We start from the raw sequence: 23218 nt of genomic DNA, 5'->3' as shown, positions 1-23218 counted from the left end.
AATCCTTATGTTGCGCTCCCTGGCTGCGCTGGCTGCTTTGACGCAACAGCATGTCTGGTTTGTCCGGAGACTCAGGGTCGGCCTCCGTACTGCACTTGCATGAGCCCTGGCGACCACTGCGCATGCTCTGGTCGAGCTGGAACGCGGAGGTCACTTTGCTTGTTAAGTACATCGAAGCTAACATTGCGAGATTCCGGGAAGGCGCCGGAACCTCTCCATTCCCGCTTCAACGTACTTCCTCTGCTACGCGCTCCGCGCGGTTTATCTACAAGATAAACGCAGTGTACTTAGTCAGATCTGGATAGGCTGGTTCTGATCACACCTACCTCATATACACTCTTGTACACAGGATTCCGAAGGGCACAATCGCACCAAGCACATTACCTTCCCTGGACGTTGAGGAGCGCCTCCGGGTAGGCCGCGGCGGCCAGGGCAATCAACTCGTACTCCACCGCCGCCAGACTCCCGATCATCCCCGACGGTCCCCGCAGGCCGTCCCACCAAGGAATCAGTGACATCGACACCGGCAGCTGCAGCTTCGGGGGCTCCAGCGTCTCGAACAGCGCCGCCGCCCAGCGGTGGTACTTCCCCGGGGCGCGCCCCGGCCTGAACGCCTCCCCGAGCACGGCGTGACTGAGTTCCCCGACGTGGTACGCCTTGTTGTACCCCCAGCGCCCGAACTTGTCGTGGTTCGAGGCGATCCGGATGAGGTTGGCACTCACCGGATTCGTGATGCCCTTCTTCTCCGCCTTGCCGATGTACCGGGGCGTCAGGTCGTTCCCTTCCCCGGTGTGCATGACGTACAGGAAGCCCTGCCAGTCCTCCTCCGCCAGTCCCGCCGTGACCATCCCGATCATCGCTGCGTCGAAGCTGGGGTGACGGGTCAGGGTCAGCCGATTCTTCTCCTTGCCGCGCAGGTGCGTGTTCACGCTCAGGCCGTCCCCAGCCGTCTCGAAGAGCGGGGTCAGGTGCTGCTCCTGCTGGGCCAGCCACTCGGGCAGGTGAATCATCGCCGGACTCCTTCACGGTTGAGCAGCGCCGGACTGGTGTCCTGCGCCAGACTGATCAGCTGCGCTTCCACGGCACCGACCGTGACCGGGAAGCCGGGGATGGGCGGCCCCTGCATGGCCGTGACGGGCACGACGTACAGGTCGAGATCGTGCTGGAAGTGGGCACGCCAGGCGTCCGCGCGGGACGTGGACTCCAGCAGGCTCCGCAGGTGACCCTTCCAGCGGCTCACGGGCTGAGCGGCGCGGCCGACGTAGATCGGCATCGTGGGCGCGTCCCGGCGGACGAGGATGTAGACACTCTCCTCGGGATTGGGCAGGGCGGCGCGCAGGCGCATCAAGATCCGCACCGACTCGACCTTGCCGCCGTCGTGCAGGGCGACGCGGTGGGCGTCATGGGTGGTGAGCCACTCGAGGAGCAGGGCCCGTTTCCGGTCGTGGTCGTCGGACACCAGGTCATGGTAGGTGGTGACGGAGCAGAACGCGGGTCAAACTGACCGGAACATGCGAACACTGGTGGTGGTGCCGTGCAGGGCGAAGAAGATCTGGGCGGATCAAGGCCAGCAGCCTGATCAGCAACATCCTCGACCTCATCGTCACGCAGCCCCCGCAGGGAAGCGCTCGGATCAGGAGCTACGTCTCCACGTTGCAGAAACAGGGTCTCAGCGTCTGGGAGGGCCTGGTCAGCGTGTTTACCAGTGACGTGCTCATACCCAACTTCAACCCCTGAGCTCGCCCTGCTGAGCAGCGACGTTGAATCTACTTCTGACCTCAGCTCCCCGGAATCCGGGATGAACCTACAAGTATATCTTTCACTGATTATTATGTCAAAAAACCAGTAAAACGTTTTAGCGGTTTACCGTTTTTTAGATGATCTGAGGACACGCAGGACAGCAACACCGCGCCACTCGGGCGCGGTCACGGGGTCAGAATGGCAGGCCATCCTCTGGGCTTCCGGGCTCGCTCTCCTCTGCCGCCGGGCCTGCCTCGCCCAGGGGCTCCTCGTCCAGCTCCCGCGCGGACTCGTTCGCCCCCCAGTCCAGGCCGTGCAGGTCCTCCAGATCGGGGCCGCTCGTGATGCTGTCCTCGTAGTACTCATCTGCGCTGTACATCGCCTGTCCTCCTTCGGATGGGGCGGCCCCCCCTGGGGGGCCGCCCGCTGCGGGTCAGGCGGCGGCCTGCGGGAGCGCCTGGGCGCGCTGCTCCAGCGTGCCCAGGATGTGAGACACCGCGCGCTGAATGCGGGTCAGGCTGCCCTGCAGCTTCTGCGCGTCCCCGCCCCAACCGGTGATGTAGTCGCTGACCTGGGCGGCCGCCTCGATGCCGTAGAAACTCGACAGCACGTACGCGCAGGCGTCGGCCTCCAGTTCCCGCGTGGCCCGGTCGGGCAGCTCCTCGGGGCGTTTCCCCTGGCCCTGAAAGTGCAGCTCGACGTGCGCCCACTCATGGAAGAACACGCGGACGGCGTGCGCGGGCTCCAGGGCGCACTTGGCGCGGTTGAGCACGATCCGCCCGCCGTCTGTCCAGCCGTGCGCTCCGCGGCCTTCGCCGTCCTGCCACTCGACCGGCACGGGGGCGGCGCCCGACAGGGCGCGCAGGAGGTCGCGCGTGCCCTCGTCGCCGCCCTGCACCACCCATGCGGAACAGGTCGGGATGGGGTCGCCTTCGGTGTCGTAATCGGCAAACACGCTCATGTACTTGAAGCCCACCACCTTCTGCGCGGGCTTGCCGCTGAGCAGGGGCGGCGCCTCGCGGTCAGGGACCACGAGCGGGGCCAGCACCCGCACGGCCTTCGCGCCCTTCCTGACCTTGCGGCCTAAGTCCTTCCACGCATGGAACCCGGCCACGTGGGCCGCTTCGGGGGCCTGCATCCAGATCAGCAGCTGATTGTTCAGGCTGTACGTGTGGAAGCGGGCAGAAAAGCGCATGAAGGTCAGCAGCTCCGCGCTGGCCCCCGCTCCCAGCTGTTCGGACAGCCGCTTGACGCGCGTATCGATGCGCTTGATCAGGTCCTGGGTGATCTCCTGGGAAGCGGCGCGGGCGGCTTCGCGTTCCTCGGGCGTGCTGGGCTTCTTGTACGTCATGGGCGCTCCTTGAGAGGGGGGCGGGTGTGGAAGGTGCCTCCCTACGCCTACAAGTATACTTTACACTGATTCGTTTGTCAACAGAAAACCAGTAAGCTGTTTTACTGGTAAACCGCATTCCCGACGTATGCCCAGACTCACGCGCCCCGCGCCGCGCCCCTGGGAGCGCACTCCACCGCCTCCGGCGTCCCTTCCCCCTCACCCGCGGATGTCCAGGGCCGCCCTTCCACCTCCAGGCCCGAGGCAACTCCCGGCGATGGGGGGGGCGCTTCCCAGCCTCCCCCATCGGTGGCGGGTTGCCGTCTGGGGCGCCCCTACCCTGTCGCGCGGGAAACGCGCGCCTGAGTCCGGTGCCCTTCCGGACGAACGCCTGCGTTTCCCCGCTCCCCTCTGGGGGCGGGGGGGGAACGCTCCCCCTGCCCAGGGCAGGGGGCGGGGGGGATGGGTCCGTACCCGGCCGCGCTCGGCTCCCGCGCCGAACCGCTTCAAGCGGGCGACGGGCGCGGCCCGCCGCCGTGACCGCAGGGAACGGCGGAAACCAGCAGCGGGCGGCCAGAGGCCGCGCCTCTTCCTTCGGCCCGCCGTTTGGGCCGAACCCCGGCCCCGCAGGGCCGGGGGTGGCCGCGCCACGTCGCCCGTCAGGGCGAACAACAGATGGGTTGCGCCCTGCACCGCCACGCCCTGCGCCCCCTGCCTTCCAGACGACGCCAGGGACCGGAATGTGAAAAGGCCCCCCGCGGCGTGACGTGAGGAACGCCGCTGCCCTGGGGGCCTGGTCCCCGCAGGGGATGCACATGGAGGGCCGCGCCCGGCGGGCGCACACCCGCCCCCTCCATGATGTGTTGCGCACCGTATTCCGCACCACGCACACGAACTCCGTTTGAATGGCTTTGTCAGTCGTTCAATCAGAGCGGAGACAGCAGGAGCCAACTCCACCGGTCTCCGTGTTAACGGCAAACCAGTAAAACGGTTTGCTGGTTTATCATCTGGTACGGATTCCGTTTGTTTCGCCAACAATCCGGAACTTCACCGCCCCTGCCGGCTCCACGTCCGGAACCCGCCCTGCTCTCACTCGCTTCGCTCGGATTGAACGGGCTTTGCAGCCCATTCAATCGGAGTCCGTATGAGCGGAATCATACTCAGCACTTGAGGCCGCACGATGCCCGCGCAGGTCTCCGGACACCGGGTCTCCCGGATCACCTACACCTCGGTCGGGCTGGCCCCCGGGAACGGCACGCAGGACCCACATACGGATTCCGTTTGTTTCGCCAACAATCCGGAACATCACCGGATTGCCGGCTCCACGTCCGGAGGGGCGTTTCTCTCCCACTCGCATCCGCTCGAATTGAACGGGCTTTGCAGCCCATTCAATCGGAGTCAGTATCAGAGGGCCGCTTCGATGTCCTGCGCGTCTACCCGCTGGATGGGGCAGGTGGAGACAGGTGGTGCTCAAGCCGGACGCCCACCTGCGCCGCGCGGCCGCCCATCTGCTGCAGGCATGATGCCTGCCCACTTCCTAGCCGCCGCGCGGGTGAATTAAAGTGACCCCATACCCAGTTCACAGGGAGGTCGTATGTCCGTTGCATTTACCGTCACGACGCAGCGCGGAAGCATTCAGGCCAGGAACACCATTCAGTGCGCCGGAACAGCCCCGCATGTCACTGAGCAGGACATCCTCAGTGCGGCCAGGAGCGGGCGGGTTCTGGTGCACTTCCACGGGGGCCTGATCGATCAGGCGACGGGTCTTCGTATTGCCAGCAGGCTCAGCGGGTGTGGTGGGGTGCACTACCCCGCGGGTCGAGCGGAGGTTCAACTCTACGTGGTGTGGCAGTCAGGACTCCTGGACGCGCTCAAGGGCATCCTTGAAGGTTCCGTGCTCGGCAAGGTGGTCAAGACCATCATGAACTTCTTCGGTGCGGCGCGTGGCGCGGTGGGCTGGAGGGCGACCGCGCTTCCTGACGATGACGTTTCACTGGAACGGTACTACCGGAGGGAATTACAGGAAGCCCTGAGTGAGCAGGACCTCGAAGCCAACGACCTGCTGCTGGAGGAAGACGCCAGGGCTGGACAGAAGTCGTTCACGGCCGCCGCCACCCTCGTGACGGTCGCTGTGAACGCCACCCGGGCCATCCTGGCGAGGCGGGGCCGCAATCCGCCTGATTATTCCTTCGAGGCGATGGTGAGAGAGGAAGTCCTGAACGCTTCCAGACTCGGCCTGATCGGCGCCAGGACGTGGCAGCAGATGAAAGAAGACGCCGCGGCCCATGCCACGGGCAATTTCATGGACTTCTTCAAACAGCTCCACGCGGTCAGCAAGGAGGTCACGCTCGTCGGCCACAGCACCGGCGCGATCCTCATTGCTGAACTCATCCGCGCCCTGCCAGCAGGATTCACGGACCGCAGGAAGCTCAAGGTGGCCTTCCTGGCCCCGGCACTCACCGTCAACGGCCTGAACGCCTGCCAGCAGGCCCTGAGGCGCCACGTGGCACTCCCCTTCCCGGTCTACCTCATGAAGAGCGAGGTCGAGATGGGTGACCGCAGCATCACCTGGGGCGGCGTCAACTTCTACCCCGGTTCGCTGCTGCAGCTCGTAAACTTCGTCTTTGAGTCCCCTCTCCCCGGCCAGGTGATGGGGTGGGCGTACTACGCTGACCAGCACAGACAGGAGTGGTCCGGGCTCCTGACCCTTCATACGGATCATAACTGCACGACCCACGGCGGGTTCGACGACGCTCAGGATGTCCTCGACCGGATCTGAGCCAGGGAGCATGAGATGCAGAGCGCCGCCATCCTCATTGGCCTGAACACCTACCCTGACACGGCCAGGGTCACAGCGTTGCGGGGGGCCGTGAACGACTGCCTGGACATGGCCGACATGTTCACCCGGCACAGGCTGGTGGCTCCGGACAACGTGTACACCTACCTGTACGACACCAGCGCGCCCCCCACGCCCCCACCACAGAGCCGGACGCTCGTCCCCCCTGCGCAGGTGATGGGCAACGGTACCGTCGGGAGAGACACCCTCATCAGCATCCTTGGAGACACCGTCAACAGGCTGGGACGCGACGGGTTCGAGCGGCTCTACATCTACCTCTCCGGGCACGGGGGAGATATCACGAACGCTATCCCCCCCGTCTCCGCCCTGATCTGGACGGATTTCACCAGTCAGAACGGCTTCTCCAACCTGGGCCTGCTGGTGACCGACCACCTGCAGAACATTGTTCACAATGCCCCCCGGATCAGGGAGGCCGTGATCATCACGGACTGCTGCCGTCTCCCCCTGCCCGCCCTGACGCAGCTTCCGATGCTCGGCCCGGCCCCTGCGTGGAAGCCGGGAACGCGTTGCCTCACCATCAAGTCCGCTGTTCACAGTCAGCCGTCTGTTGAAAGTGCCCTCCCTGGTTCAGACCGCTTCGTGGGCGAATTCACCCGTGCCCTCATCGACGTGATTGATGAGGCAATGACGACACCTGGAACAGTGCTGTGGCGCGACATCTGCGACCGGGTGGCGGCCACCGGGGCGGGCCGCCGCATCGAGTACCAGCAGCTTGCCTCTTATCCCCTGATGGAACTGAGACCTGAACCGGACGCGAACCCTTCCATCCCGGACAGTGCGCCGGCCGCCCTGCGCCCGGGGCGGCCTGGAACAACCGGCGCCGTCGACCGGGCCGTGCCTGCCCGGCTGTGGAAGGAGATTCAGGCCATCTACGACCAACGTCCCCTCGTGAACGGCATTGACAGCCTTCATCAACTGTTCCCGTACCTGAACGAAGAGCAGCGGCGCCTCCTGCAACTGGCGCGTGACATTCTGAGTACGGAAGGCACCCCCTCCGCCACGACCGTCCTCGCCCGCGACATCACTGCGGTGCAGGTGGCGGCGGTACAGCAGTTTCTGAATGACCAGATCTGGCACGCTGATCCCTTACACACTGTGGCGGCCCCCAGTCAGCAGGACGGGTTCAACATGAACGTGACGGGCGTACAGCCGTACCACAAGGGCGACGCAGCGACCATCCGGCTCGAGGTGACGCGGCCTCCTTCCAGCCACTCCCCGGGCGTCCAGTTCTACAACCATCCCACCACCGTACCGGTCTACCTGGATGTCCCGTTCGTTACGGATACGGTCACCGTCGAACTTGACCTGTGGGGCGTCTACACGGTCGTCGCACAGGTTTACGGCGGGCCCCTGCTGAAACTTGACCTGGCAACCATCCGGGACATTCCGGAGAAGATCCGCCTGAGATAGGAACCGGGTCGATGCAGGTGCGCCTGGCGAACGCAGGCGCGGGCTTTCCCGGTGGGGATGATACGGACTGCGATTGAACGGTTTTTGCAAAGCCGCTGGGTCCGAGCGGATGCCAGCAGGAGCCGAAGCGCCCCTCCGGGCGTGGCGTTGGCAATCCGGGACAGCACCGGGTTGTCAGCGAAACAGACGGCAGTCCGTATGAGGGACTGGCCTGACCCTTCCGGCCGCTCACCTCTGGGGCCGATCCGGCCAGGCCACGGACCGGACAAAGCGGTAGACGCCAGGTTTCCGGAGACATATCCGGGTGCGATGGGGGCTGTCAGGGTCACTCCTGGGGACAGGGAGCGGATGGGCCCCCCTGAGCTGCAGGCTCCTGTTCGCATCCTCCCTTTCCACAGTAAACCAGCAAACCGGTTTACTGGTATCATGCTCAGCGCTTGAAGTCGCCCCGCACGATGCCCGCGTAGATCTCCGGGAACTGGGTCTCGAGGACCACCTGCACGTCGGTCGGGTCGGCCCCCGGGAACGGCACGAAGTACGCACAGAGGGCCGCTTCGATGTCCTGCTCGTAATACCCGTTGGCCCGGCGCACGGGCGCAGGAATCCGCTCGTTGACCGCTGGAGACAGGTGGTAGCCCCCGTGGCGGCCGGTCTCGACGAAGATCACGCCGGGCATCACTTCTTCCTGGAAAGTGACCACGCCCCAGGGACTGACTTCCTGTGGCAGGAGGGGGCCCTGCTCCTCGCGGTCAGGCCGCACCTTGCACCGCCGTCACAGGCCCGTTCACTGGCTCCTGAGCAGAGGCGCGCAGGCGTGCAATGGGGTGCAGGGGCGGGGCCAGCCTCGCCCAGTCGCGGGCGGGTTCACCAGCGCGCACCGCGTCATGCACCTGGGCGCAGCACGTTGGATGCCCGCTGTCCGTCACCGGCGCGAAGGTCGGCCGCGACCGCGTGCAGGGTCTCGCCGGACGTATCGGGCAGCCCGGCTTCGCGTTGCTGGCACCCTCCATGTCATACGGACTCCGATTGAATGGGCTGCACAGCCCGCTGGGTCCGAGCGAAGCGAGTGGGAGAGGGGCGGGTTCCGGACGTGGAGCCGACAGGGGCGGTGAAGTTCCGGATTGTTGGCGAAACAAACGGCAGTCCGTATCAGTACCTCGTGGCTCACTGCAGGTCGGGTGTGGCCTTCCTGCGGCCACGTCCGGGTGCTGCACCCGTGTCACTGCTGGCCTTGTCCTCCGGCCGCTTTGCCGCTCGCCTGGGCTTCATCGCGGGCGTGTAGGTGGGCACGCTGCTCAGCTCATCCCCGGTGGCCACCCGGTACTCCCCGGCTTCCCGGCCGCCCCGCCCCACCATGCCGCCTTCGCGCACGGTCACGATCAACCCGACCTGGCGCAGCAGCTGAAGGCTCTCGGAGAACGTCTGGTAGTGGTGACCATACGCGTCCACGAGGTCCTGCACGTACAGCTTGCCGGGGTGCTCACGGACGTACAGCCAGGTGAGCTTGTCCAGGGCGGAATAGCTCTTGAGCACGTCAGGAATGGGGAAGGCCTTCTCGGACATAACACGAGTATGCCGGGCGCGGCGGCCTGGCAGGTGTCTCTGGGCGGTCCTGGGGCAGTGCTGCAGGTCCATCGGGGGTCCTCCACAGAAAAGGGGGTGTGGTACGGTGAGGAGAAGGAAGCGGGGTTTGGGTTCTCCTTTCCCGACTTCCAGAAGCGCGAAACGCGGGTGTGGAAACCTTGGTGCGGATCGTGATTCGGGTGGGGGGCCTCGCGCCCCTCACTTTTTTCAGGTTGCGGCGGGGCGCGGCACCCCAGGTCAGGTGGAGCGGCCGTATCCCTTGATCCAGGGCCGCGACTGACGGCCCGCGGGCACCGTCCGGTAGGCGCTACGCACAGAGGCTTCGAAATGGGCTGGCAGGTAGGCCTCCCGGCGGCCCCTGGTGTTGGTCAGGGGCAGCAGCGACAGCCAGTATGGCCCGATCTCCAGCGCCTCTTCCCGGCTGAAGTCGTTGTCACGCAGCTGGCAGCACAGCCAGAATCCAGCGTCGTTGCGACCACGGTGATCCACCATCCGCAGGGCATGCTCGACCAGGATCTGGTAATCGATCCGTGTGTGCGGCGCGCCCTGCGTTCCGTCCCCGTCCGGCGCCCCGAACACGGGTGCCTGGGCGGCCGCGCGGGGCGGCCCGGGCCGGTCCTCGGGCGCACAGTCCAGACCCAGCAGCTCGCGCAGGCGGTAGGGCTGGCCGTCCACCTCGATCTCCCGCGGAATGTGACAGCGCTGGAGCAGTCTTGTTGCGGACAGCCGTTCATACGCCCCGGTCGGCGTGACGGTCGGCGGCAGCATCGCCAGCCCACCGTCCGCCCGCACGTCCAGACCCCGGGGCAGCGTCTTCTTCGACCGGCTGTTCAGGGTGGCGACCGGCCAGCCGGGGTGTTTGCAGTAGACGTGGAATCCACCGCTGGGCGTCCGCACGTGGGCGTCCCAGCCCAACTGCCGGAGCAGCGCCGCTCCCGCCTCTCCATCGAAGTCCAGGGCGATCAGTCCGGAGACCCGGCCGGTCACCATCGCCAGCCCCGGCGCGCGGTGCACCTCGAACCAGGCGCGCAGCTCCTCCGCGCGGGGGAGGCGCTCACGAAGGGCCATGAAGGTCGCCTTCCACTTCTGCTCGCCTTCGTCCCAGGAGCAGTGATCGGTCTTTTTGAGGGCGTCGTAGTGGGGGCGCTTGGCAAAGTCGCCGGATACGCCTGTGGGGATGATGCTCACGCCCGCGGCCACGTACCCCTCAGCGGCGCGCAGCAGGTCGTTGGACGGGGACGTGAGGGGCCTGTGGCAATGGGTGGGGACTGCGGGAGAGATCAACATGGCTGCCTCCTCTGAACATGTGGACCTTAAGTACGTCGAAGCTAACATTGCGAGATTCCGGAAAGGCGCCGGAATCTCTCCATTCCCGCTTCAACGTACTTCCTCTGCCACGCGCTCCGCGCGGTTTATCTACAAGATAAACGCAGTGTACTTAGAACTGACCCACAAAGCCGGAACAAGAACGACAGGTCCGCAACAAGAACATCCTATGCCCGCTTCAGTTCACCCCCCGCGCAGCGGCCTCCTGCCTGGCCGGCCCATGCTCACGGTGCGCGGCCGGTCCATCGTCTCCACCGCCAGCCGGTGCGCGTCGGCGGGGCTGTGTTCAGACAGGGGCTGCAGGGCGTTCGGAACCGGATTTCTCTGTTCGTCACTCACGCGTGCCCTCCTTGGGGTGCCGGGGGGCGCCGGGCACCCCCTGGCCAGGTCTCAAGGACGTTGAAGCTAAGTACGTCGAAGCTAACATTGCGAGATTCCGGGAAGGCGCCGGAATCTCTCCATTCCCGCTTCAACGTACTTCCTCTGCTACGCGCTCCGCGCGGTTTATCTACAAGATAAACGCAGTGTACTTAGCGGCTGAACGTCACCACGTCCGGCACCCATCCGGCGGCTTTCAGCCTGGGGGCCATCTCGACGATACGCCCCATCAGTTCCTTCTTGCTCACCCCCGGCGCCAGGCCCGGCTGGGCATCCCTGGGCATCGTCGCCGCCAGGGCCGTCAGCTGCGGGATGGTGTAGGCGCTCAGGAACTCCTCGGTGACCTCCCACTCCTGGCTCAGCCGCACGTCCGCGCCCGTCTGCGCCGCCACGTACACGGCCAGCTCGCCGGGGCGCACGCTGGGCGCCGTGCCGGACCAGTGGTGCAGCGAGTCGTGCAGGTGGTACGCCAGCAGGCCCAGCAGGTCATCCGTGCACAGCTCCATCAGCGCGGCGTGCAGCTTCGGGCCAGACACCCGGCTCACCATCGTGCCTTCCTTGTGACTCTGGAACAGATCGGGGCGCTCGGTGGTCCAGTGGTCCACCACCGCCACGACTTCCGGCAGGGGGATACTCAGGCTGGGGGCCACGTCCACCCTGACCTTGACTTCACTGGCCGTCTCGAACAGGCCCTGCACGGTCAGCGCGAGGCACCGCTGGGGGTCGTTCACCAGCTGGCCCCACAGCACGCGGGCGCGGGCCTCCTGGCCGACCCGGTGCGCGGCGTCCTTCACCGGGCGGTCCTCGGGCGGCGTCTGCGCGCGGTTCTGTGCCGCCTGGGTCCGCTCAGCGGCCTGCTGGACCTTCTGTGCGGCCTGCACGTCGGCCTTCCGCACCACCCGTTCGTGACGCTTCATCTGCCCGCTGGAACTGTGCAGGTACAGCACACCGCGCAGGTTCTCGGGGCCGTAGTGCTCGTACTCGCGCCAGGGCAGGTTCTGCACGTACTCCGAGGGCACCACGTCCACGAACGCCCACGCGCCGCTGTCCCGGTCAGCCTGGGCCTGCGCCTCGATGGCCTCCAGCTGCAACGCCTGGGCCTTGTGCGTGTCCCGGAAGTACGCGGGGGTAATGCCCCACAGGTCCTCGACGATCAGCAGCCCCGACGCCTCGGCATCGAACAGGGCGTCACTCACCAGCAGGCGGCCCTCGGTGGTCAGCTTGCGAAGCTGATCGGCGCTGTAGGCGCGCGGGTTGTCCTTGACCAGCCGCACCAGATGCTTTTTCAGTTCGCCCGTGGTCTGCGCGATCACCTGGGCCTGCGCCACGTTGATCCTGCCCTCGGTGAGCAGCTTGCGGGCCTCTTTGCCCAGGCCAGAGGCCAGCGTCAGGCGCTGCTCGACCAGCCGCACGTCCCGCCCGCTCCGCGCCGCGATTTCACCTGGCTTCATGCCCAGGCCCACCAGCCGGGAGAAACCGTCCGCCTCCTCCAGCGGGGTCACGTCCTCGCGCTGGAAGTTCTCGGTGACCGCGATCTCCACCAGTTGTGAATCGGTCATGGGCTGCACGCGGCAGGGCACCGCATAGCCTTCGGGCACGCGCAGCACGTCGCTGGGTCCGCCCTGGTCGTCCACGAGTTCCAGCCCTTCGACCAGCAGGCCCACGGCGCGGTACCGGCGCTCACCTGCGGCGACTTCATAGGCGCCCGCCTCGGTGGGGTGGGGGCGCACCACGAGGTTCTGCAGGACGCCCTTGTGGTAGATGTCCGTCGCCAGCTCGAACAGGGCCTTGTCGTCAAACGCGCGCCGGGGGTTGAGATCGCTGCGGCGCAGGGCCGTCCAGGGCAGCTGCACCACTTCGGCGGTGGGGGAGAGGCGCAGTGCGGTAGGGGCTGGGGCGTGGGTCAGGTCGTGGGCAGGTTCCGTCATGTGGGTTCTCCTTGCGCATAAACGCCGTGTGGGAGCGGGTGTGGAAGGTGCTCCTACGCAAAGAAGTATACTTTACACTGATTCGTTTGTCAACAGAAAAACAGTAAGCTGTTTTACTGGTAAAACTCCTTACTGGCATACCTTGGCGACAACAGGCCACGTACCCTCCCACCGCCTCCGGCGTCCCTTCCCCCTCACCCGCGTATGTCCAGGGCCGCCCTTCCACCTCCAGGCCCGAGGCAACTCCCGGCGATAGGGGGGGCGCTTCCCAGCCTCCCCCATCGGTGGCGGGTTGCCGTCTGAGGCGCCCCCACCCTGCCGCGCGGGAAACGCGCGCCTGAGTCCGGTGCCCTTCCCGGACGAACGCCTGCGTTTCCCCGCTCCCCTCTGGGGGCGGGGGGGGATGGGTCCGTCCCCGGCCGCGCTCGGCTCCCGCGCCGAACCGCTTCAAGCGGGCGACGGGCGCGGCCCGCCGCCGTGACCGCAGGGAACGGCGGAAACCAGCAGCGGGCGGCCAGAGGCCGCGCCTCTTCCTTCGGCCCGCCGTTTGGGCCGAACCCCGGCCCCGCAGGGCCGGGGGTGGCCGCGCCACGTCGCCCGTCAGGGCGAACAGCAGATGGGTTGCGCCCTGCACCGCCACGCCCTGCGCTGCCCGCCTTCCAGACGACGCCAGGGACCGGAATGTGAAAAGGCCCCCTGCGGCGTGACGTGAGGAACGCCGCCGCCCTGGGGGCCTGGTCCCTGCAGGGGATTCACATGGAGGGCCGCGCCCGACGGGCGCACACCCGCTGCACCGGGCGTGGCCCTCCATGATTTTTTGCGGACCGTGTTCCGCGCCGCACAGGTCTGCGCCAGTATTCCCGGTAGCCGGGGGCCCGCGCATCGCCTTTGGGAGCAGCAGGTCTGGCGTGGAGACTGCATCTATTGCCAGCAAACCGTTTTACTGGTTTACCACTGCAACTGCCGGACGCTCAGAGTCCGGCGAGACGCGGCGTGCCGATGCTCCTGACTTGCGCTGACGAGTGTTCAGCTGCGGTCTGCGCGTTCCAGGTATTCGCGGATGGCCTGATTCAGCTCGTTCTTGAGGCTGACCCGCGCCTCTCCCGGCTTCTTCTGGGACTTTTTCTTCGCCACCAGCACGTTCAGGCGGTTCATCAGGTCAGCGTCCAGGTAGGTGGTGATCTTGAGTTCGTTGACCTCAGGTTCTGCGGCCTCGACGGGGACAGGCTCAGCCACCGGCTGCGGCGCGGCGGGCTCCGGGCGCTTCAACCGGTCCTGGAGGTTGAACTTCTTCTTGACTTCACCCGACATGACGCAGCACCTCCCGGGCGATCAGCTCGTAATCCATCCAGACCAGCTTCGCGTACCGGTCGCCCTTGACGTCGCGGACACTGACGCCCTCGCGCGCCGCCTTGCTGACAGCCACGGCGTGCCGGATGGTGTGCCCGAAGACCGGCACCCCGGCGTTGTCCAGTTCCAGTTTCATGTCCAGTCCGTCGCTGTTGGGCGGTGGGGGCACGTCGGTCAGCAGGACGCGGTAGTTGGTGACGTTCTGCTCCATCAGGGACTGCAGCGTGGCCACCAGGCCGTCGGCACTCACGCCGTCGGGTTTGGTCGGGATGACGACCAGCGTGCTGTTGCGGGCCAGTTCGATCAGCTCGTCTTCACCGCCCTTGGTGTCGATGATGATGTAGTCGTACTCCTCGCCGCCTTCCTGGGCCATGAACTCGGAGTGGATCTGGGTCGTGAAGGGCCAGGTGTACCCTTCGTTCTTGGTGGTCCAGTTCCACGCGGAGCGCAGGCGCTCGTCGGCGTCCAGCAGCAGCGTGCGCCCCTTGCTGGAGAGGTGAGAGGCGAGGGCAACGGCGGTCGTGCTCTTGCCGACACCACCCTTTTCCGAGGCCACACTGATCACGACTGTTCCCATATTCCCAGTTTACCAGCAAAACGGTTTAACTGCAAAGAATTCTCTGTGATATGCCCCCGGTATGCCTCCCAGAAGACGCGCCGGTGAAGGAACCGTCCGTCCCATCCGCCTGAACGGCCGCATCGTGAGTTACCGCGGTCTGGCCAGCTACTCCGATCCCGTCACCGGTCAGCGGAAACGCCGCTCGGTCAGCCGGCCCACCCAGGCGGAAGCGGAGCGTGCCCTGCGCACACTCCTGCAAACGCTGCCTGAAACCGACTGGAGAAAGCCTCGGACCGCCACCTGCCCTGCCCTCCCACCTGCGCCGGATCCGGCGTCCCTGCATGCCTTCCTTCTGCGCTGGCTCGCGTACAAGGAACGGGACGTACGGCCGTCCACCTACCGCCTGTACGTGGTGGCCCTGCAACCGGTCCTGCCGGTCCTCGGGTCCCGTCCCCTGGCGGAGGTACAGGTTCTCGACATCGAGGAGTTGGTCAAGGTCCTCCACCATGAACGCGGCCCCCAGGGTGCGGGGCGGTGCCTGCACATCCTGCGCATGGCGCTGCGGCAGGCAGTCCGCTGGCAACTCGTGCCCGTCAACGTTGCGCAGGACATCCGGAAACCGAAGACTTCCCGGCGGGAGACACTGGTCTGGACGCCTGCCCAGGCGGCCCGGTTCCTGCAGACGGCGCGTGAGCACCGCCTGTATCCGCTGTTCGTCCTGGCCCTCAGTACCGGAATGCGCCGGGGCGAACTGCTCGCACTCCACTGGGGGGACGTGGATCTGGCCAGCCGGGAACTCACCATCCGGCACAACCTCGTCAAGGACGCGGCCGGCCACTATGAAATCGGCACGCCGAAAACCGACGCGGGGCACCGCCGTATCCTGCTCGCCGAAGACGTCACCGTCATCCTGCGGGAACACCGAAAACTGGAAAGCCGTGCGGGACGCGCACCGGGACCGGACGAGCTCATGTTCACGGCCGCCTCCGGAAACCATGTGCAGGGCCGCCACCTCGACCGCACCTACCAGTCGCTGACGGAACAGGCCGGCCTTCCGGGGATCCGCTTCCATGACCTTCGGCACACGGCGGCGAGTCTGTTGATCCGCCGCGGCGTTCCGCCGAAAGTGGTTGCCGACCGACTCGGGCACGCAGATGCCAGCTTCACGTTGAAGGTCTACACGCATGTGTACGACGACCAGCGGGTGGCGGCCGCGTTACCGCTGAGCGAACTTCTGAACACGGCGGCAGCTCCAGGGGCCGCGGCTCTGCCACCCGCTGGTCCAGAACGGCAGGCCGGGATGGACGCCTTGAAGGAACTGCACGGAGCGCTGGGCCGGTTTCTGGAGAACGCGCCCGACTGGGCCCGGAAATCCCTGACCGGGTTGATCCGGTCTACGGAATGACTGGCACAGCACGAGAGTGGAGCTGCTGGACGGCAGTTCCCGCGGGCCACCACTGCCTTTTGAGGATGAAGGGACGCTCCGGTCAGACGGGCCGTGCCCCTGCCGAAGACGGAGGGGCGTGCAACGCCCGACCGAGGACGAATCTCTTCTGCTTCTCTGTGGTCAGGGGGGCTCCTCCCTGGGTGGCAACGCTCATCTGCAAGGGTGACCGAGAGGTCCGACCCTCAGTCCGGGCGTTGGCTCCAGAGTTCCAGTCTCTTGATCAGTAGACCTCCTGCGAAAGTCACGCCACGCGGGCAGCAGTGCGGTTGCACACTGCTGCGATGAGATTAAGTACACTGCGTTTATCTTGTAGATAAACCGCGCGGAGCGCGTAGCAGAAGAAAGTACGCTGAAGCGGGAATGGAGAGATTCCGGTGCCTTCCCGGAATCTCGCAATGTTAGCTTCGACGTGCTTAACGCGTAAGGAGAAGCGCCGCCTCCGGTGACGATAAATGCCCAGATCCATTATTGAGAACGGTAAGTGTTAGCCCGACGGAACTACTGACCCGCCCCACCGGCGTGCTTGAACACTGTCAGCACTCGCATGTGCGGCGAGGATACCGTGCAGGCCGCTCTATCCTGAGTCATGTCCACCAACGAGCTGCTCGCCGCGTTCACGCGTGACCACGCCTGCTCTGCTGGACGCACTTCAGTACCCAGGAGCCCCCATGCCCAATGCACTCCGCGCCCTCAGTCTGACCCTTCTCCTGACCGCCTGCGGAGGCGGTCAGACACCCCCAACGGGCCCGCAGCCTGACAGTACCCTTCCAACTGTTACGCTCACCGGGCAGGGATCTGCTCGTGGCGAGTTTCGATTCCAGGCGGAGGCCCGTGACGACATTGCCGTCCGGGACGTGCGGTTTTTCGATAATGGGGTGCTGATTGCGACTGACGCGGCGGCGCCGTATGAGGTCACGCGGACGTACACCAGCGCCGACAACGGGTCGCATGTCATCAAGGCCGTTGCGACCGACAGCAGTGGAAACAGTGCCGAAGTGAGCGAGACGTTCACCGTGCAGGTACAACCGCCTCCTCGCCCGGACACCACCAATCCGACGGTCACTGTCACAGCCCAAGGCAAACCGGACGGCAAGTTCTCGTTTGTTGCCCAGGCCAGTGACGATGTGGCCATTCGGGACGTGCGCTTCTTCGATAACGACAAGTTGATCGCCACGGACACAGCTGCCCCATACGAAATCACTCCGGGTTACACCCCGCAGGACGACGGCGAGCACACCATCCGGGCAGTTGCGACCGATACAAGTGGGAATGCGGCGGAAGCCATGGTGACCGTCATGCTGCAGCTCACCCCACGTCCCTCCAGCTTCAAGACGGTGACCACAGCCCTGACCGGTAACACGGGCGCACTCACCACGACCAGCCCCACCGTCAAGGTCCTCGATCAGTTCGGGCGTCCGATGGCCGGAGTTCCGGTAACGTGGGAAGCGGAGTCGGGCCAGGGCTGGGTCTTCCCCCATGCATCAGCAACAGATGCCCAGGGCCAGGCCCTCGCGGACTGGGTTCTCGGTGATGCCCCTCAACAGGTGCTCACCGCCCGGGTTGCTGGGTTGCCCGACGTCACTTGGAAGGGCACGGCCGCGCCTCTGGCCACTCAAGCGAACAGCGTCCACCTGAACTTCGATACGCCGGCGGCCACGGCATACCGGATCAGCATCCAGCCGGTCAAAGCGGTCCGTGACACGTACTTCGCAGCAGCGACGATTCAGGACGCCTATTTCGGCTTGCAGCGGCATGGAGACGGGAGCAGCGGCATTCTGATCTTCAGCGTGTGGGACACGACGGGCCCGGCCACCGTGATCCGTCCAGGTAACGGCACGTACTGCCTGGACTTCGGGAATGAAGGCACCGGGAAATCCTGCCGTTTGCCCCTCCAATGGTCGCTGGGCGAGCGTTTCACCTTTGAGGTCACCGTTACCCCTGTCGGAAATGACGCTGACCTGACCGTCATCGTGACGCGCGGAAACGGTCAGCGTATTGACCTGGGCACCATCCGGCACACGGGAGCGGTAAAGCTCAACCATGCCTACTCCTTTACAGAGGATTACGGTCCGGCCAGCGCTTCGTGTCTCGCCACCGGTGAGCGACTGACACGAATCAGTCCCCTTGAGGCTCTTGTGAACGGGCAGTGGCAGACATTCAAGACCGGACGGTTCACCAGCTATTATCCGCGGACCCGTTGCGGCAACATCTACTTCGGGAATCAAGAGGGGGACTTCCTTCTGGGCACTGGCGGGCGGCTCGTCAGCGATCCGAAGGTCCAGCAGGTCACTTTGCCCTGAGGCTGGCCGCTTTGAGAGCGGTAGGTTCTGGCACCTTAATACGGATTCCGTTTATTTCGTTGACAACCCGGGACAGCACCGGGTTGCCAACTCCATGTCCGGAACCCGCCCTACTCCTACTCGCATCCGCTCGGATTGAATGGTCTTTGCAGCCCATTCAATCGGAGTCCGTATTATTGGTAGTCCGTTGACTTCTCCGATCATTGCGTCCTGTACGGGGTGAAGGCTGATATCGACGGTTCTCGCGAAATGCGTACTGAACGTCAATCCCGTCCAGAGTCAACGGCGTACCACTCTTTCGCTCAGGGGAAGGGGCTGTTGCTGTTCTCAGTGGAGGCCGTCTTCTTCAAGAACTTCAGGCGCCTGACAGCCAGTCCGCGCCACGCTGGGCCAGATCGGCCACCAGTAGCGCGGCGGGGACCATGGCGGCCGCACTCCAGGCTGGACCCAGCACAGGGCTCAGGAACGCGAACCCCACCATCAGGACGGGGAAGTGCGTGGCATACAGCGCGTAGCTGCGTTGCCCCAGCCACTGCGCCGCGCGGCTCCGCAGCCACGCTGGATCAAGGCCCCGCAGGCCCAGCAGCAGCAGCGCGGCCCCCACCGCAGCGCCCCACCGCATCAGGTCGTGATTCACGCCCGTCAGATGCCGGGAGAACAGCAGCGCGCCCCCGAACAGCGCCATGCCTCGCGCCGCCTGGCGGGTCCTGGGCGTCATGCCCGGCAGCGGCGCCAGCACCAGGAGCGTACCCAGCAGGAACAGCGGCAGGTAGACGAACGCCGTGAAGACCGATGACAGCGCGAGGCACACCGGCAGACTCACCCACAGCGCCGCCCACCCCCACCGCCGCGCGCCCAGCACAAGCAGCGGCGTGAGCAGTGAGGCGTACACCTCGACGGCCAGGGACCACAGCGGCGGGGAGATCCGCGCGGCCCGGTACTCCCCCAGCAGGCCCATGCTGAGGCTGCCCCACACGTCGGGCCCACTCAGCGGCAGGCGCAGGTACGCCAGCAGACCATGCCCGGTCGCCGGGGCGGGAATCAGGCTCATCAGCGGCCGGGCCACCAGCAGGCCCAGCAGCGCCCCCAGCAGCGCGAGCGGGTACAGACGGCGCAGCCGGGCCAGGTAAAACGTCCAGACGCTGCGGTGGCGCAGGTAACTGCCCGCCACCACCCAGCCGCTCAGCACGAAGAAGGCATCGACGGCCGGTGCGCCCAGGTACCAGCACAGGTGCTCCCACACCGCGAGTGGCCGGGTCGGGTCGTCGAAGGGGTTGACGGTCATCAACGTGAAATGCGACAGCACCACGCCCAGCGCCAGCAGCCCGCGCAGCCCATCGAAGGCAGGGATGTAGGCCTGCGCCGCGGAGGCCGACGTGGCCACCGGCCGGGCTGGGGTGGCCGCCGTCATCACCCGGGCTGGTCCCCCATCGTCAGCCAGGCCCGCTCCGGGTAGAACTTCAGTGCGCACAGCGCGCCGTCCACGGCCCGGCCGTGCACGACCAGGCGCCCGCCCACTTCCGGCAGGGCGGCCACCAGGCGGCCTGATGCGCGCAAGGTCACCTCGAAGGGGTCATGTCCGGCGCTGCTGGGTGTGATCCGGAGGGTGAACGTGTGCCCGCGTCGCCCGGTCAGGGTGCCGCAGGCCCGCAGCGCGCCGGGACGGGCGACCTTCCCCTCCGCCTTCGCGCGACCCAGTGTCCAGGTCGTGACCAGCCCCGTCTCATCGGTACGGGGCCACAGCAGGACCTGCAGCACGGGCCCGCCCTCCGGGACGGTCAGGCCAGCAGCGGGCGTCACGGGCCAGCGGGCGTCTCCGGCAGTGAACATCAACACGCCGCCTTCCCCGCGCAGCACTCCGGCGGCCGTCACGGCGACGTGATCATGCCGCGCGGCCTGGGCCAGCACGTCGGGCCGCTCACCGCGCCGCCGGGTGCGGGCGGGTGGAGGTGACGCAATCACTGTGGCTGGTTGAGCCCCGGGCGCATGGACCGGCCGGGCCGGCTGCAGTGAAGGCTGAGGAGTGCTTTCTCTGCCCGGCTTCGCCCCGACAGGTGCGGGCGGGGCGGCGGGCGCAGCGGCTTTCACCCGGGCACGGGGACGGGCGCTGCCTGTCATGGGGCGGCTCCGATCAGGGTCGCCGGGATCCCTGCCGCTTCGGCCGCGGCGGCCAGTTCGGCGCGGGGGGTGAGGACGGTCAGGTTCAGGCGGCGGGCGGTGGCCAGGACCGCCGCGCCCTCCACGTCCGGCGCCGCCGGGACGCGCAGGGCGTCTTCGGGCGTGAAGGGCACCAGCTGCACCAGGCTCTGCAGCAGCAGCGTGGCTTTCCTCGCGCCCGCGCTGCCGGTGGGGTACCGGCCCACCACGGTGGCGGCGGTGACACTGCTCACCTGCACCTGACCTTCGGAGAGCGCGGCGCGCACTGCCTCCGCCCCGGTCCCCCCGGTGAGGTAGGTCCGCAGCGCCGCGGCGTCAGCAAGATGACTCATCAGTGTCCCCCTCGTCAGGTGTGCTCCCGTGCAGGGCCTGGATCATCTGCGCGCGGGACGTGACCTGCACTGTTCCATTTTCCACCACGAAGAGCAAGGTGTCCCCTTCTTCCACATTGAGGATCTGTCGCACGGCTTTGGGCACAATCACCCGGTATTTTGGACCAAGACTCGCACTGTGAACTTCCTGAGCTTCTGTGACACCACCAGACATAAGGACACTTTATCACCTGAAGTGTCCCCGAAGACGGGTATCCTTCTGGCAATGTGTCTTACCAGAAGGTCAAGGATGACCTGCCGGGTCACCACAGTTTTCACTCCCGAAACCTCTAAAATCAGTCCATGACTCAGATCCAGTACTACAATCTGAAGATTCAGGCGCAAGGTCGCGTGGCAGTCCCAACTGCGGTGCGTGCCGACCTCAATGTTCAGGAAGGTGACGAGGTCCTGCTCGTGAAAGACGCCCATGGATACCACCTCACCACCCGCCAGGCCCTGATCGAGGCCGCCACCGGCAGCCTCGCCCGCACCGACGGGCGTGACCTCACGCAGGAACTCCTCGACGACCGCGCACAGGACGCCGCCGGGAAAGACTGGTGACCCCACTGCTGCTGGACGCCAGCGCCATCATCGCCCTGCTCCGGCAGGAACCGGGCTACGAGGTCGTCCGCGCGGCCCTGACCGGTCGCGCCTGCCACGTCAGCAGCGTCACCCTGACTGAACTGGAAGGCAAACTCGTGGGCAAGGGCGACTACACCCACGGGCAGGTGCAGGTCGCCTGGGGCCACCTGGCGCCCCTCATTCCTGAACTCCCCTTCGACGCGGACTGCCGGGCACGGGCCACCTTCTACTACGCCCGCAAACAGCCGTACAACCTCAGTCTTGGAGACGCCGCCTGCCTGGGCACCGCCGAGGCCCACGGACTCTCCGTCCTGACCGCCGAGCAGGGCTGGGCCAGACTGCCGGACCTGCCGTTCGCGGTGGAACTGATCCGGTGACCCTGGTTCTCTCCCAGAACGGACACCTGGCCCCCTCCCGCGCCTGGGTGGCGCTGTCCCCTGAGGAACGCCGCCGCCGGGCGGTGGCCGCGGTTGCCGGTCAGGACACCGCCACCCTGCTCGAGCTGCTGGAAGCACATCATGTCCGGACCCACGGGCACGTCAGTCCGGAGACCCTGCGGAAGTACCGCCTCGGCGCGAGGACGTGGATGGAGTACGCGGCGAATCAGGCCGTGAAGGTCCTGCACCCGGAAGGGGAGGACACCGACCTGTGGGTCCGTTCGTTGGAAGCGGCCGGCAAGTCACCGTCCAGCGTGGGCGTCCTGCTCGCCGGGGCGCGGGCCCTGTACGCCGCCCTGCGCTGGGCGAAGGCCACAACCGACACGCCCTTCACGGACACGAAGCCCCGAAAGGACAGGCGCCGCCCCTGGGACAAACGGCAACCCTACCCGGACACGGACGTGCAGCGCCTCCTCGACGCGGCCCCCGTGGAGATGCGGGTACTCCTGCGACTGGGCGGCATCGCTGGGCTGCGCGCCTCGGAAATCACGGGCCTGACCTGGGGCGCTGTGGATCTCGATGGGGGAGCACTCACTGTGCTGAACGGCAAGGGCGGCAAGACGCGGCGGGTGCTGCTGCCTGCCTCCTTGATTGCGGACCTGCGGGAACTGGGCGTGCAGACGCCGGACATCCTGGTGATTGGCCGCACGCCGGAGGCCGCCCGCGCCCGGCTGAGGACGCTCTGCAAGCGGGTGGGCGTGCCGTACCTGGGCCTGCACGCCCTGCGGCATACCGCCGGAACACGCTTGGTCAGGGCTGGCTTCCAACTCCAGGACGTGGCCGAACACCTGGGACATAGCGACGTGCAGACCGCCCGGACTTACGGCAAGTGGGCGGACGATCGACTCAAAGACCACATGCGCCAGAACTGAACTCTGTGCCGCTGCACCAGAGAGCCTCCCAGCCAGGAAAGCAGCCAACGGCCAGAGACCCTTATGCTTCAGTACTGGACACCTTCATCTTCTTGGTCTGCTCTCCAGAATCTGGACAGTATTGGGCAGAGACCCCAACTCACGCCTGATACGAACTCTCCACATCGACTCGTCCAGTTGCTGGATTTCGGACCAGTGATGGCGGACCCGGCACCGTACGCCGTGGTGGTCGAGCCGCTGGTCGGGAAGTTCCGTGTCCTCTTTTACTTCTGGACGCGTCTGACCGCCCAGCGGCAGGCGTTCGTGCAATACGGACCCCGATTGAATAGGCTGCAAATCCCGCCCGGTCCGAGCGGATGCGACTCGTAGAGCTGCTCCGCAGAGGAGGAGAGAAACGCCCCTCCGGACGTGGAGCTGGCAGGGGTGATGACGTTCCGGATTGTCAGCGAAACGAACGGCAGTCCGTGCAACTTCAAGGGAGAGGCGATCCTGGCAGTGTGGGCCGTGCTCAGGGTGGGGTGACTGCCCCGGTGGAGACGCTTGCCCTCGTGACGACCCGCAGCGAGGACACGGTCCGGGTGCCTGGTGCG

21 protein-coding genes are annotated in these 23218 nt (G+C 66.2%); 7 read left to right on the top strand and 14 right to left on the bottom strand.

The window, feature by feature from the left end; translation table 11 throughout:
- Positions 1-380: 380 nt before the first annotated feature.
- The 4 genes from IEY70_RS11735 to IEY70_RS11720 form a co-directional block, all read right to left on the bottom strand.
- Positions 381-1010: a hypothetical protein gene (locus IEY70_RS11735; RefSeq protein WP_189065212.1), complete on the bottom strand. Its 630-nt coding sequence runs from the start codon at positions 1008-1010 to the stop codon at positions 381-383.
- Complete coding sequence (locus IEY70_RS11730) at positions 1007-1459, bottom strand: hypothetical protein (RefSeq protein ID WP_189065211.1); 453 nt, start codon at positions 1457-1459, stop codon at positions 1007-1009. The genes IEY70_RS11735 and IEY70_RS11730 overlap by 4 nt, the downstream gene beginning before the upstream one ends.
- Before the next feature lie 474 nt (positions 1460-1933).
- Positions 1934-2119 carry a hypothetical protein gene (locus IEY70_RS11725; protein ID WP_189065210.1) on the bottom strand — a complete coding sequence of 62 codons (186 nt, stop codon included), beginning with the start codon at positions 2117-2119 and terminating at the stop codon, positions 1934-1936.
- 54 nt (positions 2120-2173) lie between these two features.
- Positions 2174-3091 carry an ArdC family protein gene (locus tag IEY70_RS11720; RefSeq protein ID WP_189065209.1) on the bottom strand — a complete coding sequence of 306 codons (918 nt, stop codon included), beginning with the start codon at positions 3089-3091 and terminating at the stop codon, positions 2174-2176.
- Positions 3092-4664: 1573 nt separating this feature from the next.
- On the opposite strand from IEY70_RS11720, the gene IEY70_RS11715 reads away from it, so the two are divergent.
- Both IEY70_RS11715 and IEY70_RS11710 read left to right on the top strand, forming a co-directional pair.
- A complete protein-coding gene (locus tag IEY70_RS11715) occupies positions 4665-5849 on the top strand; it encodes a hypothetical protein (RefSeq protein WP_189065208.1) in 1185 nt (394 codons plus the stop codon).
- Between the two features lie 15 nt (positions 5850-5864).
- Positions 5865-7337: a caspase family protein gene (locus tag IEY70_RS11710; RefSeq protein WP_189065207.1), complete on the top strand. Its 1473-nt coding sequence runs from the start codon at positions 5865-5867 to the stop codon at positions 7335-7337.
- A 430-nt stretch (positions 7338-7767) separates the two neighbouring features.
- Here the strand turns inward: IEY70_RS11710 and IEY70_RS11705 are convergent, their stop codons facing one another.
- The 6 genes from IEY70_RS11705 to IEY70_RS11680 form a co-directional block, all read right to left on the bottom strand.
- Positions 7768-8097: a DUF7007 domain-containing protein gene (locus IEY70_RS11705; protein ID WP_373290780.1), complete on the bottom strand. Its 330-nt coding sequence runs from the start codon at positions 8095-8097 to the stop codon at positions 7768-7770.
- Between the two features lie 404 nt (positions 8098-8501).
- Positions 8502-8900, bottom strand: a complete 399-nt coding sequence (locus tag IEY70_RS11700; protein WP_189065205.1) for an ArsR/SmtB family transcription factor — start codon at positions 8898-8900, stop codon at positions 8502-8504.
- A 258-nt stretch (positions 8901-9158) separates the two neighbouring features.
- Positions 9159-10208 (bottom strand): bifunctional DNA primase/polymerase, encoded by a 1050-nt coding sequence (locus IEY70_RS11695; protein WP_189065204.1) that lies wholly within the window; start codon positions 10206-10208, stop codon positions 9159-9161.
- A 569-nt stretch (positions 10209-10777) separates the two neighbouring features.
- Positions 10778-12553: a ParB/RepB/Spo0J family partition protein gene (locus tag IEY70_RS11690; protein WP_189065203.1), complete on the bottom strand. Its 1776-nt coding sequence runs from the start codon at positions 12551-12553 to the stop codon at positions 10778-10780.
- Positions 12554-13579: 1026 nt separating this feature from the next.
- Positions 13580-13864, bottom strand: coding sequence for a hypothetical protein (locus tag IEY70_RS11685; protein ID WP_189065202.1), 285 nt, complete (start codon positions 13862-13864; stop codon positions 13580-13582).
- The gene (locus tag IEY70_RS11680) at positions 13854-14480 is read right to left on the bottom strand and encodes a ParA family protein (protein ID WP_189065201.1); all 627 of its coding nucleotides are present in this window, start codon (positions 14478-14480) and stop codon (positions 13854-13856) included. The genes IEY70_RS11685 and IEY70_RS11680 overlap by 11 nt, the downstream gene beginning before the upstream one ends.
- A 124-nt stretch (positions 14481-14604) precedes the next feature.
- Here IEY70_RS11680 and IEY70_RS11675 point away from each other — a divergent pair, with 124 nt between their 5' ends.
- A complete protein-coding gene (locus tag IEY70_RS11675; RefSeq protein ID WP_189065200.1) occupies positions 14605-15867 on the top strand; it encodes a site-specific integrase in 1263 nt (420 codons plus the stop codon).
- A gap of 710 nt (positions 15868-16577) precedes the next feature.
- Complete coding sequence (locus IEY70_RS11670; RefSeq protein WP_189065199.1) at positions 16578-18209, top strand: DUF3472 domain-containing protein; 1632 nt, start codon at positions 16578-16580, stop codon at positions 18207-18209.
- Positions 18210-18564: 355 nt separating this feature from the next.
- On the opposite strand, the gene IEY70_RS11665 is transcribed toward IEY70_RS11670, so the two are convergent.
- The 4 genes from IEY70_RS11665 to IEY70_RS21430 form a co-directional block, all read right to left on the bottom strand.
- A complete protein-coding gene (locus IEY70_RS11665; protein ID WP_189065198.1) occupies positions 18565-19620 on the bottom strand; it encodes an acyltransferase family protein in 1056 nt (351 codons plus the stop codon).
- Positions 19620-20171, bottom strand: coding sequence for a hypothetical protein (locus IEY70_RS11660; protein WP_189065197.1), 552 nt, complete (start codon positions 20169-20171; stop codon positions 19620-19622). The genes IEY70_RS11665 and IEY70_RS11660 overlap by 1 nt, the downstream gene beginning before the upstream one ends.
- A gap of 152 nt (positions 20172-20323) precedes the next feature.
- Positions 20324-20698 carry a hypothetical protein gene (locus IEY70_RS11655; protein WP_189065196.1) on the bottom strand — a complete coding sequence of 125 codons (375 nt, stop codon included), beginning with the start codon at positions 20696-20698 and terminating at the stop codon, positions 20324-20326.
- Positions 20682-20912, bottom strand: coding sequence for an AbrB/MazE/SpoVT family DNA-binding domain-containing protein (locus tag IEY70_RS21430; RefSeq protein WP_189065195.1), 231 nt, complete (start codon positions 20910-20912; stop codon positions 20682-20684). The genes IEY70_RS11655 and IEY70_RS21430 overlap by 17 nt, the downstream gene beginning before the upstream one ends.
- 128 nt (positions 20913-21040) lie before the next feature.
- Between IEY70_RS21430 and IEY70_RS11645 the strand changes: the two genes are divergently transcribed.
- From IEY70_RS11645 to IEY70_RS11635, 3 genes are read left to right on the top strand one after another with little or no spacing between them, the layout of a single operon-like run.
- A complete protein-coding gene (locus IEY70_RS11645) occupies positions 21041-21298 on the top strand; it encodes an AbrB/MazE/SpoVT family DNA-binding domain-containing protein (RefSeq protein WP_189065194.1) in 258 nt (85 codons plus the stop codon).
- Positions 21295-21696, top strand: a complete 402-nt coding sequence (locus tag IEY70_RS11640; RefSeq protein WP_229777878.1) for a PIN domain-containing protein — start codon at positions 21295-21297, stop codon at positions 21694-21696. Before IEY70_RS11645 ends, IEY70_RS11640 begins: the two co-directional genes overlap by 4 nt.
- Positions 21693-22628 (top strand): tyrosine-type recombinase/integrase, encoded by a 936-nt coding sequence (locus IEY70_RS11635; RefSeq protein WP_229777877.1) that lies wholly within the window; start codon positions 21693-21695, stop codon positions 22626-22628. The genes IEY70_RS11640 and IEY70_RS11635 overlap by 4 nt, the downstream gene beginning before the upstream one ends.
- Positions 22629-23218 lie beyond the last annotated feature (590 nt).

The organism is Deinococcus seoulensis (assembly GCF_014648115.1).
Taxonomy (GTDB): Bacteria; Deinococcota; Deinococci; order Deinococcales; family Deinococcaceae; genus Deinococcus; species Deinococcus seoulensis.
Note: the sequence above shows the minus strand (reverse complement) of the source record. Positions and strands in the feature narration are given on the sequence as shown.